This is a genomic window from Streptomyces sp. NPDC006235 (assembly GCF_040613735.1).
Classification (GTDB): domain Bacteria; phylum Actinomycetota; class Actinomycetes; order Streptomycetales; family Streptomycetaceae; genus Streptomyces.
This window is the reverse complement of the sequence record NZ_JBEXSR010000039.1, coordinates 77,806-93,093: the sequence shown is the minus strand read 5'-3', so window position 1 is coordinate 93,093 and position 15,288 is coordinate 77,806. Positions and strand designations below refer to the sequence as shown.

The 15,288-nt window shown below is 70.2% G+C and carries 14 protein-coding genes and 1 tRNA gene; 6 read left to right on the top strand and 9 right to left on the bottom strand.

Annotated elements, in window-relative coordinates; genetic code table 11:
* Positions 1–161: 161 nt before the first annotated feature.
* Both ABZ192_RS33705 and ABZ192_RS33700 read right to left on the bottom strand, forming a co-directional pair.
* A complete protein-coding gene (locus tag ABZ192_RS33705; protein ID WP_356928269.1) occupies positions 162–710 on the bottom strand; it encodes an RNA 2'-phosphotransferase in 549 nt (182 codons plus the stop codon).
* A gap of 138 nt (positions 711–848) precedes the next feature.
* Positions 849–2,606, bottom strand: a complete 1,758-nt coding sequence (locus tag ABZ192_RS33700; RefSeq protein WP_356928268.1) for an SDR family oxidoreductase — start codon at positions 2,604–2,606, stop codon at positions 849–851.
* Positions 2,607–2,773: 167 nt separating this feature from the next.
* Between ABZ192_RS33700 and ABZ192_RS33695 the strand changes: the two genes are divergently transcribed.
* The 6 genes from ABZ192_RS33695 to ABZ192_RS33670 all read left to right on the top strand — a co-directional run bounded on the left by ABZ192_RS33695 (position 2,774) and on the right by ABZ192_RS33670 (position 7,034).
* Positions 2,774–3,742 carry an ABC transporter ATP-binding protein gene (locus ABZ192_RS33695; RefSeq protein WP_356928278.1) on the top strand — a complete coding sequence of 323 codons (969 nt, stop codon included), beginning with the start codon at positions 2,774–2,776 and terminating at the stop codon, positions 3,740–3,742.
* Positions 3,732–4,649, top strand: a complete 918-nt coding sequence (locus tag ABZ192_RS33690) for an ABC transporter permease (protein WP_356928267.1) — start codon at positions 3,732–3,734, stop codon at positions 4,647–4,649. Before ABZ192_RS33695 ends, ABZ192_RS33690 begins: the two co-directional genes overlap by 11 nt.
* Complete coding sequence (locus ABZ192_RS33685) at positions 4,646–5,557, top strand: ABC transporter ATP-binding protein (protein ID WP_356928266.1); 912 nt, start codon at positions 4,646–4,648, stop codon at positions 5,555–5,557. The genes ABZ192_RS33690 and ABZ192_RS33685 overlap by 4 nt, the downstream gene beginning before the upstream one ends.
* 9 nt (positions 5,558–5,566) lie before the next feature.
* Complete coding sequence (locus ABZ192_RS33680; protein WP_306965546.1) at positions 5,567–6,286, top strand: ABC transporter permease; 720 nt, start codon at positions 5,567–5,569, stop codon at positions 6,284–6,286.
* Between the two features lie 101 nt (positions 6,287–6,387).
* Entirely contained in the window at positions 6,388–6,651 is a 264-nt protein-coding gene (locus tag ABZ192_RS33675) for a hypothetical protein (protein WP_356928265.1), read from the top strand.
* Between the two features lie 278 nt (positions 6,652–6,929).
* Positions 6,930–7,034, top strand: a tRNA-OTHER gene (locus tag ABZ192_RS33670).
* A 21-nt stretch (positions 7,035–7,055) separates the two neighbouring features.
* Here the strand turns inward: ABZ192_RS33670 and ABZ192_RS33665 are convergent.
* From ABZ192_RS33665 to ABZ192_RS33635, 7 genes are all read right to left on the bottom strand, one after another.
* Complete coding sequence (locus ABZ192_RS33665; RefSeq protein WP_356928264.1) at positions 7,056–7,862, bottom strand: HAD family hydrolase; 807 nt, start codon at positions 7,860–7,862, stop codon at positions 7,056–7,058.
* Entirely contained in the window at positions 7,859–9,136 is a 1,278-nt protein-coding gene (serS, locus tag ABZ192_RS33660; RefSeq protein ID WP_356928263.1) for a serine--tRNA ligase, read from the bottom strand. Before serS ends, ABZ192_RS33665 begins: the two co-directional genes overlap by 4 nt.
* Positions 9,137–9,677: 541 nt before the next feature.
* Positions 9,678–10,610 (bottom strand): prephenate dehydratase, encoded by a 933-nt coding sequence (gene pheA / locus ABZ192_RS33655; protein WP_356928262.1) that lies wholly within the window; start codon positions 10,608–10,610, stop codon positions 9,678–9,680.
* Positions 10,611–10,671: 61 nt separating this feature from the next.
* Complete coding sequence (gene efeB / locus ABZ192_RS33650; protein WP_356928261.1) at positions 10,672–11,961, bottom strand: iron uptake transporter deferrochelatase/peroxidase subunit; 1,290 nt, start codon at positions 11,959–11,961, stop codon at positions 10,672–10,674.
* A gap of 6 nt (positions 11,962–11,967) precedes the next feature.
* On the bottom strand, positions 11,968–14,091 hold the full coding sequence (locus ABZ192_RS33645; RefSeq protein WP_356928260.1) for a copper resistance protein CopC: 2,124 nt from the start codon (positions 14,089–14,091) through the stop codon (positions 11,968–11,970).
* A gap of 13 nt (positions 14,092–14,104) precedes the next feature.
* Entirely contained in the window at positions 14,105–14,578 is a 474-nt protein-coding gene (locus ABZ192_RS33640) for a copper chaperone PCu(A)C (protein ID WP_356928259.1), read from the bottom strand.
* Entirely contained in the window at positions 14,575–15,228 is a 654-nt protein-coding gene (locus tag ABZ192_RS33635; RefSeq protein ID WP_356928258.1) for an SCO family protein, read from the bottom strand. The genes ABZ192_RS33640 and ABZ192_RS33635 overlap by 4 nt, the downstream gene beginning before the upstream one ends.
* Between the last annotated feature and the right edge of the window lie 60 nt (positions 15,229–15,288).

The window sequence follows — 15,288 nt, the reverse complement described above, 5'->3', positions numbered from 1 at the left end:
GGAAACCCGAGACGACATGCACGACGCGTTCCTCCAGCTCGCCCAATGCATGATCCTCGCCCGCAAGATCCCAGCATTCTGAAAGGACCCCTAAGGGAGCGCTGCGGGTGGCCCGTGTTTCACGTGAAACAGCCACCGTGAGCGGCGTCCCGCACAGCGCGTCAGTGGGGCCGGGGAAAGCGCAGATATCGCGGCGGTACGGCCTGAGTGAGCCATACGCCGTTCGCGCTCACATGGAAGACATGACGATCGCGGTGCATGGCGGCCGCGTCCACGGCCAGCACGACCGGACGGCCACGGCGGGTGCCGACGCGGGTCGCCGTCTCGCGGTCCGGCGAGAGGTGCACGGCATGCCGGTTCATCGGCCTGAGTCCCTCGGCCCGGATCGCGTCCAGGGCGCGGGCGACGGTGCCGTGGTAGAGGTACGCGGGCGGAGTCGCCGTCGGCAGCCCGAGGTCGACCTGGACGCTGTGGCCCTGGCTGGCGCGGATCCGGGTGCCTTCGACGGCGAACCGCCGCTTGTCGTTGGTCGCGACGACGTGATCCAGCTCGGAGCGGGTGAATCGGAAGCCGTGGGCGGCGGCTGCGGCGATCAGGGCGTCGATCTCTACCCAGCCGCCCTCGTCCAGGGCCAGCCCGATCCGCTCCGGCTGGTGGCGCAGATGCTTCGAGAGGTACTTCGACACCTTCACGGTGCGTCTTTCGTCCATCCCCTCAGGGTGCGGGAGAGACCTGAATCACGCGATTGAGTTTCGCCTTGGAGGTTTGATCCACAGTCAAAGGGTGTTATCCACAGGTGAATTCGAGGACCCTGTGGACAACTGGCCTTCATCCTCATCCACTTGGCATCACATCGGCGGCTTCAGCCGTGCGATCCCCCGCAGTGCCCCCGGCGCGAACCGGGACAGCCAGCGCGCGCTTCGCGCCTCCGGCGTGACCGGGACCACCGCGTCGTTGCGCACCACTGCTCGCAGAATCGCGGTGGCGACCTTCTCCGGCGGGTAGTTCCGCCGCCCGTACAGACGGGCGGCACGCTGCTGGAGCCGCTTCTCCTCGGCCGCGTCGACCCCGGCGAAGTGGGCCGTGGAGGTGATGGCGGTGTTGACGAAGCCCGGGCAGACCGCCGTCACGCCGATCCCCCGGCCGGCGAGTTCCGCCCGCAGGCACTCGCTGAGCATCAGCACGGCCGCCTTGGAGGTGCTGTAGGCGGGCAGTGCCCGGGACGGCTGGTACGCCGCCGCCGACGCCACGTTCACGATGTGGCCGCCCTGCCCGCGCCCGGCCATCCGCCGGCCGAAGAGCCGGCAGCCGTGGATCACACCCCACAGGTTGACGTCGAGGACCTTCTTCCAGTCCTCGGGCGTGGTGTCGAAGAAGGAACCGGACAGTCCGATCCCGGCGTTGTTCACGAGGACGTCCACCACCCCGTACTCGGCGGTGACCTTCTCGGCGAGCTTCTCCATGGCCTGCTCGTCGGAGACGTCGACCGTTTCCGCCCAGGCCTCGGGAGCGCCGCCCAGGCGGCACGACGCGGCGGTGCGGCCCGCTGCCTCGGCGTTCCGGTCGACGGCGACCACGCGCGCGCCGGACTCGGCGAACGCCAGCGCCGTCGCCCGGCCGATGCCGCTGCCCGCCCCGGTGACCAGTACGAGCTGCCTGCTAAACCGCTGGGCGTTCCTGCCGCGCGCCGCCACCGGGGACCGCCCGCTCTCCACGGACGTCACGAACTCCTCGATCCAGGTAGCCAGCTGATCGGGACGGGTGCGGGGGATCCAGTGCCCCGCCTGAACCGTCCTGCGGGTCAACTGCGGAACCCACTGCTCCAGCCCGTCGGTGAGCCGCTCCGACAGGAACCGGTCCTCCAGGGGCGTCACGATCTGCACGGGAGCGTGGGCGTACGCGTCCGTACGTGGCCTGCGCAGCCGGGACCGTACGTTGTCCCGGTACAGCCAGGCCCCGTGTGCCGCGTCCGACGGCAGGGACGCGGTCGGGTAACCACCCCGGGGCACCTTCTCGACGCGCTCCAGAACCCCGGGCCAGCGCTTGCCGAGCGGGCCGCGCCAGGCCAGCTCGGGCAGCACCGGCGTCTGCAGCAGGTACACGTACCAGGATCTGGCGCCCTGCCCGAGGAGCTGGGCGAGCCGGCGCGGGGTGGGGCGCTTGACGCGCTTGTCGATCCAGTGGCCGAAGTGGTCGAGGGACGGCCCGGACATCGATGTGAAGGAGGCGATGCGGCCCTCGGTGCGCCGGACGGTGGTGAACTCCCAGCCCTGTACCGAGCCCCAGTCGTGCCCGACCAGATGCACCGGCCGGTCCGGGCTGACCGCGTCCGCGACGGCCAGGAAGTCGTCCGTCAGCTTCTCCAGCGTGAACCCGCCTCGCAGCGGGCGCGGTGCCGTCGACCGCCCGTGGCCGCGGACGTCGTACGCCACGACGTGGAAGTGCCCGGCGAGACGGGCGGCGACCTCGGACCACACCTCTTTGCTGTCGGGGTAGCCGTGCACCAGGACGACCGTCGGCCGCCGCGGATCACCCACCTCGGCCACGCACAGCTCGACCTCGCCGGTCCGCACCCGGCGCTCCCGCGCGCCCGTGAGCAACGTCATCCGGCGAATCTGACAGTCGTTAGAGGGTTCGTCAATAGTGGCTCCCCGCGGTGGTAACTCTCAAGAACCAGGTCCCCTAAGGGCCCGTACTACTCCAGGTTGACCTGAATACAGCTCTGCGGAGTGACGACCGCCACGGGCGTGGCCCCTACCTTCGAAGCGTGACTGTGATCGCGACCGAAAGCCTGAGCAAGCGGTTCCCCAGGGTGACCGCTCTTGACCGGCTCTCCGTGGACGTCGGGCCCGGTGTGACCGGACTCGTCGGAGCCAACGGAGCCGGCAAGTCCACACTGATCAAGATCCTTCTGGGTCTTTCCCCCGCCACCGAGGGCCGCGCCGAAGTGCTCGGCCTCGATGTCGCCACCAAGGGCGCTGACATCCGTGAGCGGGTCGGCTACATGCCCGAGCACGACTGCCTGCCGCCGGACGTCTCGGCCACCGAGTTCGTCGTCCACATGGCGCGCATGTCCGGCCTGCCGCCCACCGCCGCACGCGAGCGCACCGCGGACACGCTGCGGCATGTCGGTCTGTACGAGGAGCGCTACCGCCCCATCGGCGGCTACTCGACCGGCATGAAGCAGCGCGTGAAGCTCGCGCAGGCCCTCGTCCACGACCCGCAGCTGGTCTTCCTCGACGAGCCGACCAACGGCCTCGACCCGGTCGGCCGCGACGAGATGCTCGGCCTGATCCGCCGGATCCACACCGACTTCGGCATCTCGGTCCTGGTCACCTCGCACCTGCTGGGCGAACTGGAACGCACCTGCGACCACGTCGTTGTCGTCGACGGCGGCAAGCTCCTGCGCTCCAGCTCCACCACGGACTTCACCCAGACCACGACCACCCTCGCGATCGAGGTCACCGACACCGACGAACACCCGGACGGCACCCGCGCCATGCGCGAGGCGCTGCACGCGCGCGGGGTGAGCGTCGAGGACGGCAGCGGCCTGCCGGGCGCCGGCCACATCCTGCTGCTCACCGCCCAGGGCGAGGAGACGTACGACCTGGTCAGGGACGTGATCGCGGACCTCGGCCTCGGCCTGGTGCGCATGGAGCAGCGCCGGCACCACATCTCCGAGGTCTTCGCGACCAGTGACCAGCACGAGCAGCGGAAGGAGGCGGTCGGCCATGGCGGTTGAGCACTCCACGGGGACATCCGCCCCGGCACCGGGTGACCAGACCCGCATCCACAACATCGGCTACCGCAGCTACGACGGCCCCCGCCTGGGCCGCGCCTACGCCCGCCGCTCCCTGTTCTCGCAGTCCCTGCGCGGCTCCTACGGCCTCGGCCGCTCGGTGAAGTCCAAGGTGCTGCCGATGCTGCTCTTCGTGGTGATGTGCGTGCCCGCGGCCATCATGGTCGCCGTCGCGGTCTTCACCAAGGCCAACGCCCTGCCCGTCGACTACACGCGCTACGCGATCATCATGCAGGCGGTCATCAGCCTGTACGTCGCCTCGCAGGCGCCCCAGTCCGTCTCGCGCGACCTGCGCTTCAAGACCGTACCGCTGTACTTCTCGCGGCCGATCGAGACCGCCGACTACGTCCGCGCCAAGTTCGCGGCGCTCGCCTCGGCGCTGTTCCTCCTCACGGCCGCTCCCCTGCTCGTGCTCTACGTGGGCGCGCTGCTGGCCAAGCTCGACTTCGCCGACCAGACCAAGGGATTCGCGCAGGGAATCGTCTCCGTGGCACTGCTCTCACTGCTCTTCGCCGGCATCGGCCTGGTCATCGCGTCCTTCACCCCGCGCCGCGGCTTCGGCATCGCGGCCGTGATCGCCGTGCTGACCATCACCTACGGCGCGGTCTCCACCCTCCAGGCCATCGCCGACGCACAGGGCAGCGGCGACGCCGTGCCGTGGATCGGACTGTTCTCGCCGATCACGATCGTCGACGGTGTGCAGTCCGCGTTCCTGGGCGCGACCTCGGCCTCTCCCAGCGGGGTGGGCCCGAGCACCGCCGAGGGCGTCGTCTACGTCCTCGTCGCCTTGGGCCTCATCGCGGCGAGCTACGGCCTCCTGATGCGCCGCTACAAGAAGGTGGGACTGTGACCACGCTCTCCATCGACCACGTCTCCCGCTGGTTCGGCAACGTGGTCGCCGTCAACGACATCACCATGACCGTCGGCCCCGGCGTCACCGGTCTGCTCGGCCCCAACGGCGCCGGAAAGTCCACCCTCATCAACATGATGGGCGGCTTCCTGGCCCCCTCCACCGGCACGGTCACCCTCGACGGCCAGGCCGTGTGGCGCAACGAGCGGATCTACCAGCAGATCGGCGTCGTCCCCGAGCGGGAGGCGATGTACGACTTCCTCACCGGGAAGGAGTTCGTCCTCGCCAACGCCGAGCTGCACGGCCTGGGCGCCAAGGCGGCCCAGAAGGCGCTCGCCACCGTCGAGATGGAATACGCACAGGACCGCAAGATCCAGACGTACTCCAAGGGCATGCGCCAGCGCGTGAAGATGGCCTCCGCCCTCGTCCACGACCCGTCCCTGCTCCTGCTGGACGAGCCCTTCAACGGCATGGACCCGCGCCAGCGCATGCAGCTCATGGATCTGCTGCGGCGCATGGGCGACGAGGGCCGCACGGTGCTGTTCTCGTCCCACATCCTCGAAGAGGTCGAGCAACTCGCCTGGCACATCGAGGTCGTCGTCGCCGGCCGGCACGCCGCCAGCGGTGACTTCCGCAAGATCCGCCGCCTGATGACCGACCGGCCGCACCGCTACCTGGTGCGCTCCAGCGACGACCGTGCCCTCGCGGCCGCGTTGATCGCCGACCCGTCGACGTCCGGCATCGAGGTCGACCTCGCCGAGGGCGCGCTGCGCATCCAGGCCGTCGACTTCGGCCGCTTCACGGCCCTGCTGCCGCGGGTGGCCAGGGACCACGGCATCCGGCTGCTCACGGTCTCGCCGTCCGACGAGTCCCTCGAGTCCGTCTTCTCGTATCTCGTCGCGGCGTAGGAGGCCCTGATGTACGACCCCACAGTCGCCCGGCTCACGTACCGGGCCCTGCTCGGCCGGCGCCGGGCCCTCATCCTCGGAGCCCTGCCGCTGCTGCTCATCGCCATCTCGGTGGTGGTGCGCTTCCTCGCCGGGGCGGACGACCAGACGGCGGCGGACCTGCTCGGCGGCCTCGCCCTCGCCACGATGGTGCCGATCATCGGCGTCATCGCCGGAACCGGCGCGATCGGGCCGGAGATCGACGACGGCTCGGTGGTGTACCTGCTGTCCAAGCCGATCAAACGGCCGACGATCATCTTCACCAAGCTGATCGTCGCGATCGCCGTGACGATGGTGTTCTCCGCGGTGCCGACGCTCATCGCCGGCTTCATCCTGAACGGCAACGGCCAGCAGATCGCCGTCGCCTACACGGTGGCCGCACTGGTCGCCTCCATCGCGTACGCGGCCCTGTTCCTGCTGCTCGGCACGGTCTCCCGGCACGCGGTGGTGTTCGGCCTCGTCTACGCGCTGGTCTGGGAAGCCCTGTTCGGCTCCCTGGTGCCGGGGGCCCGCACGCTGAGCGTCCAGCAGTGGGCGCTGGCCGTGGCACAGAAGGTCTCCGGCGGCGACCTGGTGACCTCGGACGTGGGCCTCACCACGGCGACGGTGCTGCTGGTGGCCGTCACGGTGCTGGCCACCTGGTACGCCGGTCAGAAGCTGCGCTCGCTGACCCTCGCCGGCGAGGAGTGACGTGCCCCGGTCCTGACGGGGGCTTCACCCCCGTCAGGGCACACTGGGCGAACGGTATGCAGTGATATCGCACGGAAGTCGGACGGCTGGGAGGGACGGGGATGTCGGACGAGAGGGCTCAGTACGACGACCACGGACGGTCCGCACCCGGGTCCGGGGGCGATGCCTGGGACGACCTCGACGGCGTCGTCCTCGACGAGGAGTTCATACGCTCCGCCGGAACCTCCGAGCCGTCCGCCCGCGCCCGGATGCTCGCCGAGCGCTGGCGCCGCGAGGAGCCGGAGCCACAGCCGTGGCGCTCCGACGAGCCACCCGCGGGCTGGTTCTTCAGCAAGGCCCGCAGGCGCAGGTGGCGCAGGCGCTGACCGGCCCCCGTCCGACCGTCGATTTAATCGGTGGCGTCCAATTCGTCCGGCAGGCAGAGTGGTTGTCGTCACGGCCGGGCGACGAGTCCGGCGTCACGTTCTGGGAGAGGAGCCGGACGATGTCCATGCACGGCAGTACGTCCAGCTCCCGTCAGGGCAGCCCGCGGCGGGTTCCGGAGTAATTCGCTACCCCTCCGTAGAGCCCGCCCCACACGGGGAGCTGCCCGGGGCGGCCGCTTCGAGCACGCGAATCGCACGTCGCGTGAGGCCGCCCACCCGGAGGATTGGCCGAGTGGTAAGGCACTGGCTTGCGCTGTGTTCGATGAAAAGCGAGTCATGGTCGGGCTGAAACGCCCGCGCACGTTCGATCCGTGCATCCTCCGCCGCACACGCGACACGAAGGCTCAGCCCAGCAAGCGCTCCAGCACCACCGCGATGCCGTCCTCCTCGTTCGAGGACGTCACCTCGTCGGCCACCGCCTTCAGTTCCTCATGGGCGTCCGCCATCGCGACACCGTAGGAGGCCCAGGCGAACATCGGTATGTCGTTGGGCATGTCGCCGAAGGCGATCGTGTCGGCCGCCTTCACCTTGAGCCGGCGGGCCGCCAGGGACAGGCCGGTCGCCTTGGACAGGCCCAGGGGCAGGAGTTCGACGATGCCCTTACCCGCCATGACGACGGTGACAAAACCGCCGGCGGTGCGCGTGGCCACCTCGCACAGCTCGTCGTCCGAGAGTGTCGGGTGCTGGATGTACAGCTTGTTCAGGGGGGCGGCCCACAGGTCCGACGCGTCCGTGAACGGCGTCGCGGGCAGGTTGCCGTGGACCGCGTACCCGGGACTCACCATCACCTCGCCGTCCAGGCCGTCGCGGCTCGCCGCCACATACAGTGGACCGACCTCCGCCTCGATCTTGGCCAGCGCCACCCCGGCCAGCTGCCGGTCCAGCGTCACCGACGTCAGCAGCCGGTGCGCGCCGGCGTCGTACACCTGCGCGCCCTGGCCGCAGACGGCCAGTCCCCGGTAGCCGAGGTCCTCGAGGATGTGCCGGGTCCACGGGGCCGCGCGGCCGGTGACGACGATGTGCGCGGCGCCCGCCGCGGTGGCCGCGGCCAGCGCCTCACGGGTGCGGGGCGACACCGACTCGTCGGAACGCAGCAGCGTCCCGTCGAGGTCGGTGGCGATCAGCTGGTACGGGAAACCGGTGGTGGTCACTTGGCCACCGGCTCCAGAACCTCCCGGCCGCCCAGGTACGGGCGCAGCACCTCGGGCACCCGCACCGAGCCGTCGGCCTGCTGGTGGTTCTCCAGGATCGCCACGATCGTGCGCGGCACGGCGCACAGCGTGCCGTTGAGCGTGGCCAGCGGCCGGACCTGCTTGCCCTCACGGACGCGGATCGACAGGCGGCGGGACTGGAACTCGGTGCAGTCCGAGGTCGAGGTCAGCTCGCGGTACTTGCCCTGGGTCGGGATCCACGCCTCGCAGTCGAACTTGCGGGCGGCCGAGGAGCCGAGGTCGGCGGAGGCGACGTCGATGACCCGGAACGGCAGCTCCAGTGACGTCAGCCACTGCTTCTCCCACTCCAGCAGCCGCTGGTGCTCGGCCTGCGAGTCCTCCGGGGCCACGTAGGAGAACATCTCGACCTTGTCGAACTGGTGCACGCGGAAGATGCCCCGGGTGTCCTTGCCGTGCGAGCCGGCCTCGCGGCGGAAGCAGGGCGAGAAGCCCGCGTAGCGCAGCGGGAGGCGGTCGGCGTCGAGGATCTCGTCCATGTGGTACGCCGCGAGCGCGACCTCGGAGGTGCCGACCAGGTAGAGGTCGTCGTCGGCGAGGTGGTAGACGTCCTGGGCGGCCTGGCCGAGGAAGCCGGTGCCCGCCATGGACTGGGGGCGCACCAGGGCCGGGGTCAGCATCGGCGTGAAGCCGGCCGCGGTGGCCTGGGCCATCGCCGCGTTCACCAGGGCGAGCTCCAGCAGGGCGCCCACGCCCGTCAGGAAGTAGAAGCGCGAGCCGGAGACCTTGGCGCCCCGCTCCACGTCGATCGCGCCGAGGATCTGGCCGAGCTCCAGGTGGTCCCGGGGCTCGAAGCCATCGGCGGCGAAGTCGCGGATCGTGCCGTGCGTCTCCAGCGTGACGAAGTCCTCTTCGCCGCCCACGGGCACGTCGGGGTGGACGAGGTTGCCGAGCTTCTGGAGCAGCTCCTGGGTCTCGGTGGCCGCGGCGTCGCGTTCGGCGTCGGCGGCCTTGACGTCGGCGGCGAGCTGGCTCGCCTTCTTCAGCAGCTCGGCCTTCTCGTCCCCGGACGCCTTGGGGATGAGCTTGCCGAGCGCCTTCTGCTCGGCGCGCAGCTCGTCGAAGCGGACGCCGGACGACCTGCGCCGCTCGTCGGCGGACAGGAGGGAGTCGACGAGCGCGACGTCCTCTCCACGGGCGCGCTGGGACGCGCGCACACGGTCGGGGTCCTCACGGAGCAGGCGAAGGTCAATCACGTGCTCAAGGCTACCGGTGCGGGGTGACCGTCCACGACTCACTATTCAGGTGTGGCTTACGTACCGCTATGCGGGAATTGCGCACTGTGTCAATAAACCGACCGCCTCTCCCCGGAACGAGGCATCGGCAGGGCGCGGCATTGACTCGAATCCCTTGTGGGGAGCGGGACTTGGACTCCGGTTGTCCACAGGGGTCCACGCGCGGCGAAAAGTTATCCACAGGCTGTGGGGAAGATCTGTGGACTTCGGAATTGATCACTCCGGAAGCCCCTATCACGCCGAAGAGTTCCCGATGCAAACCACGCTCTACCCTCACTTTCGAGTGGAAATGGGTCACCCCGAAGAGTTACGCAAGGGAAAACGGTGGACGAAGGGTGACCTGCCCGCCGATGGACGCATCGGAGGTCAGTAGGGCGATTTGTCGACTGACTCACGCTTCGTTGTCGACTTGTCCCCAGGTCGAGAACCTGGCCTGTGGATAACTTCTGTGGACAACGACAATCAGCAGGTACGACCGCCCGGAGACCCGCTGCGTACTGGGCTAGAACCGGCCGTCCTGGCACCGCGCGACCCAGTCGGCCGCTGCCACGAACTCGTCGTCCGACGTCCCCAGCCGCGGCGGCTGGACATCCCCGGGCTCCATGTCCGCGCGCGGATAGGAGCCGAGGTAGCGCACTTGGAGGCAGATCCGCTTCAGGCCCATCAGGGCTTCGGCCACCCGGCGGTCGGAGATATGGCCCTCGGCGTCGATGCAGAAGCAGTAGTTGCCGATGCCCGCGCCGGTGGGCCGGGACTGGAGCAGCATCAGGTTGATGCCGCGGGTGGCGAATTCGCCCAGCAGATCGCGCAGGCCTCCGGGGTGGTCGTCGCGCTGCCAGAGCACGACGGAGGTCTTGTCCGCGCCGGTGGGCGCCGCGGGCCGGGCGGGCCGGCCGACCAGCACGAATCGCGTCTGGGCGTTCTCCGCGTCGTGGATCCCGGTCTCCAGGGCCTCCAGGCCGTAGCGGGCGGCGGCGAACTCGCCGGCGAAGGCGGCGTCGTACTGGCCCTCCTGGACCAGCCGGGCGGCGTCCGCGTTCGAGGCGGCCGACTCCCAGTGGGCGTCCGGCAGGTGCTTCTTCAGCCAGTTGCGCACCTGCGGCTGGGCGGCCGGGTGGGCGGAGACCGTCTTGATGTCCGACAGCTTCGTGCCCGGGCGGACCAGCAGCGCGAAGGTGATCGACAGCAGCACCTCGCGGTAGATCATCAGCGGCGCGCCGGCGACCAGCTCGTCGAGAGTGGTGGTGATGCCACCCTCGACGGAGTTCTCGATCGGCACGAACGCGGCCTCGGCCTCGCCGGCGCGTACCGCGTCGAGCGCGGACTGGACGGACACGTACGGGATGAGCTCCCGGGTGGCGGCCTCGGGAAGCGTGCGCAGGGCGACTTCGGTGAAGGTGCCCTCGGGGCCGAGATACGCATAGCTCGCTGGCATGACCTCACCCTAATGGGCTTGCGGAAGCGCTATCCCCCACAACCCGCGCAATGCTCGACTCTCACCCCTCAAGCAACTTCTGCCCCACATACTCGCCCTCCGCGGCCCCACCGGGCACCGCGAACAGTGCACTCGACTCGTGCCGGATGAACTGCGACAGGGCGTCGCCGCGGTCGAGCTTGCGCTGCACCGGCACGAAGCCGCGCAACGGGTCGGCCTGCCAGCAGATGAAGAGCAGGCCCGCGTCCGGGACGCCGTCCTGGTCGATGCCGTCATGGAAGGAGAACGGGCGGCGGAGCATCGCAGCGCCGCCGTTCTGGTCGGGCCGGGTGATCCGGGCGTGGGCGTTGATCGGGACGACGAGATTGCCCTTGGCGTCCGTCTTCTCCAGGTCCATCGCGGTCGTCTCGGTGCCGCCGGACAGGGCCGCACCGTCGGACTTGCGGCGGCCGATCACGTCTTCCTGAGCCTTGACGGAGAGCTTCTCCCAGTCGTCCAGGAGCATGCGGATCCGGCGTACGACGGCGTAGGAGCCGTTCGCCATCCAGGCCGGTTCGCCCTTCTCCGGCACGAAGATCCGCTGGTCGAAGTCGGGCTCGGACGGCTTCGGATTGCGGGTGCCGTCGATCTGGCCCATCAGGTTGCGGGCCGTCATGGGGTGGGCGGTGGCACCCGGCGAGCGGTTGAAGCCGTTCATCTGCCAGCGGACCCGGGCCGCCGAGCCCGCGTCCTTCTGGATGGCGCGCAGGGCGTGGAAGGCCACGAGGGCGTCGTTGGCGCCGATCTGCACCCACAGGTCGCCGTTGCTGCGGTTCTTGTCGAGGTGGTCGGAGGAGAACTCGGGCAGCGGGTCCAGGGCGGTCGGGCGCTGCTTCTCCAGGCCGGTCCTGCCGAAGAAGCTGTGGCCGAAGCCGAAAGTGATGGTCAGCGACGAGGGGCCGGCATCGCGGGCCACGTCGGTGTCGTCGTGCGGGCTCGGCTCGCCCGCCATCAGCCGTCGGGCCGTCTGCGACCAGCGGCGCAGCAGGGCGGTGGCTTCCTTGCGGCCGACGCCCGCCGCCAGGTCGAAGGCGATGAGGTGGCCGCGGGCCTGGAGGCCGTCGGTGATGCCGGGCTGATGTTTCCCGTGAAACATCGCCCGGTCGGTGCCGAGTGAGGTGAGCGGAGCGGCGGCATCGGAGGGGGCGGCGGCGTATCCGAGGGCCGCGCCCGCCGTGCCGAGCACGAGCCCGGTGGCACCGGCGGTGCCGAGCAGGCGCCGCCGTGAGATGCCGTCACCGGCCGGGGCCGCTTCGGTGTCCGCCGGGGTGGTGCGGGGGGTGCGGGTTTCCGGAATGGACTGGTCAGCCATGGTGGTTCAGCCGATCTGCGCGTTCTTCGAGACGGTCACCTCGTCGATGTCGGAGGTCCGCACGGTCACGTCGACCTTCCAGTCGCCGGCCATGGGGATCTGCACTCCGTTCGCCGACCAGTGTCCGGTAGCGAGGTGGTCGGGGACGACGGGCAGCGGCCCGAGGTTCTTGGCTTTGAGGGTGAAGTCGACCTTCACCTCGGGGATGTCGAAGGCCCGGCCGTTGGGCCGCTCCACGTAGACGTGCATCTCGTTGTCCCCCACACGTGCGGGGTCGAGGTCGACCGTGACGATGCCCTTGCCGTCCTTGCCGCCCGTGTCGAAGGGCATGTTCAGGGTCAGCGCCCCGGACGCGCCCGCGTCGGGCGAGGTGGACGCGGAGGACGACGTCGCCGCCTTGGCCTCCTCCTCCGTGCGTCCGGGTTCCGTCTGGGTGAGGACGGTGGTGACGGCGAGCAGAACGACCGCGATGCCGGCCTCGGCCAGCACGGAGCGGCGCAGCCCGAAGCGGTCGGGGTCGGCGTCCCGCAGCCGCTTCTGCCGGGCGGCGTCCCGGGCGGCCCGCTGCCGGGCGAGCTGCGCGGCCCGCTCGGTGTCGGCGGGCTCGGAGCCGGCGGGCTCGGAGCCGGGCTGTGCACCGGCGGCGGAGCCGGTCTCTGTGCCCGTGCCGGGCCGGTCGTCGCCGGTCACGGCGGACTCGGCGTCCCTGGCAGTGTCACCGGAGGCATCGGCCTTTGTTCCGGCGGTGACATCGGTCCCTGCTCCGGCGGTGACATCGGTCCCTGCTCCGGCGGAGGCATCGGTTCCTGCGACGGCGGGGGCATCCGCCATGGCACCGCCGGGAGCATCTGCCATGGCTCCGACCCGCGTCTTCTCCCGCTCCGCCGCTGCCGGCACCGTCTCAGCCAGCCTCCCGGTCCACCGTCGCGAGATCCACGCGACGCCGACCAGGACGGCCACGAGGGCGATCTTGGCCAGGAGCAGCTGTCCGTAGCGGGTCTCGGTGAAGGCCGACCAGGAGCCGAGCTGGCGCCAGGACTGGTACGTCCCGGTCGCGATCAGCGCGAGGACGCTGCCGAAGGCGACGCGGGAGAAGCGGCGTACGGCCGACGCGTCGACGGGAGCGTCGGCCGGTGCCCGGTACAGGGCGACCAGCAGCGCGCCCAGCCCGCCGAGCCACGCGGCGACGGCGAGCAGATGGAGGACGTCGACCGGCATGGCGATGCCCGCCTGGAGCCCGACCGAGGCGTGCTCGGACATCGCCCAGCTGGCGGCGAGCCCGGCCGCGACGACGACGCCGCCGATGGCGAGCCCGAAGGTCAGGTCCCGCTTCTCCTGGGGGTCCACACGCTTGTCGTAGGCCCCGAACAGCACGGCGATGAACAGTGCCGCAGCGGCGAGCAGCAGCAGCCGGGACACCAGGGCGGCTCCGGTCTTGGTCTGGAGCACCTGCCCGAGCAGGGACAGGTCGAAGACGTCGGCGACCTTCCCGGAGCCCGTGAAGGAACCGCGCAGGAGCAGCAGGGCGAGGGTGGCGGCGGTGAGCGCGAGCCACCCGGAGACGACGAACCGCTGCACGGGCCGTACCCCGGAGCCGCGTGGCCAGCAGGCGAGGACGAAGGCGGCACCGCCGGCCAGCACGATGAACCCGGCGTAGGACACGTACCGCCCGAAGCCGTACAGCCAGCCGACCAGGCCGTCGTCGGCGTTCTGCCCGGAGACCGACACGGACGTCTTGGAGGGGGCGCCGATGGAGAAGGTGTAGGCGCCGGCGACGGGATGGCTGTCCGCGGACACCACCTGGTAGGCGACCGTGTACGTGCCGTCGGGCAGGCCGGAATGGAGCCGCACCGCGTAGGTCGTGCCGCTGACGTTGGAGGGTTTGCCCGCGTCGACGCGCTTGCCCTCGGGGTCGAGTACGCGCAGCGAGTCGTCGGACAGCGCGACCTGCTCGGAGAAGGTGAGCGAGATCCGGGCCGGGGCCTTGTCGACCACCGCCCCCTGCGCGGGGTCGCTGCCGGTCACCGCGGCGTGCGCGGAGGCCGGTCCGGCGCCGGCGAGGAGTGCGCAGGCCGCGGCCAGGAGCAGCAGCACCACGGTCCGGACGCGGGGGGCGATGGTCTGCGTCACTGTGGTCCCTCCCTCAGTGCCCGGTCTTGGGGCGGTAGGTCGCCGACTTCACCGGGATCTCGACCTTGACGGGGCCGGAGTGGGCGAAGTGGAGCTCGACGGAGACCGTCTGGCCTTCCTTCGGCTTGCGCTTCAGCTGTTCGAACATCAGATGGTTGCCGCCGCTCTTCAGCACGAGTTCGCCGTGGGCGGGGACCTTCAGACTCTTGACCTCCTGCATGGCCGAGCCGACGGTCTCGTGCACGGTGACCTGCCCGGCGACGTCGCTGGTGACCGAGGTCAGCTCGTCGGCGGCCCCGCCCTTGTTGGTGACGGTGAAGAAGCCGGCCGCCATCTCGTCGGAGACGGGCTGCGGCATGTACGCCGAGCCCACGGAGAGTTCCGCCTTACCGCTGCCGGAACCGGAGTCCGAGTCCGAGCCGCCGCAGCCCGCCAGGGCCAGTGCCCCGGCTATGACGAGGGCCGCCGGGCCGAGTCGCCGCCTCACGGGTTCTCCCCCTTGGTGATCTTGGGGAGGTCCTTGGTGTAGTCGTCGACGGTGGCGTCCTCGCCGTAGAGCACATAGCCGCCGTCGGTCTTCGGCGAGAAGGCGATGACCTGGGTGCCGTGCTCGGAGATGATCTTGCCGTTCTTGTCCTTGTGCGGCGGGTCGATGGAGATGCCGAGGGTACGGGCGCCGGCCTGGATGGTCGGGAAGTCGCCGGTGAGACCGATGAACTGGGGGTCGATGCCCTTCAGCCACTTGCCGAGCTCGGCCGGCTTGTCACGGTCCGGGTCGGTGGTGACGAACACGACCCGCAGGTCGTCCTGTTCGGCCTTGGGCAGCTGCTTCTTGGCCACGGCGATGTTGCTCATCGTCGACGGGCACACGTCGGGGCAGTGGGTGTAGCCGAAGTAGATCAGCGTGGGCTTGCCCTCGGTCTCCTTGCGGAGGTCGTACTTCTTGCCCTTGGTGTCGGTGAGGACCAGGTCCGGCTTCTCGAAGGGCTTGTCGAGGACGGTGGCGGCCTTCTCGCTGCCGGCCTGTTCCGACACGACGGCGGCGGGCTTGTCGCTGTCGTTGCCGCTGCCGCAGGCGGTCAGGGTCAGGGAGGCCGCGGCGAGCAGAGCGGCCGCGGCGAAGGTCTTGGTGCGCATAGAAAAATGTCCCAGATGTCGGTGACCCGGCGCGCACCGGGGTGCCCCGCCCGGGGCGGG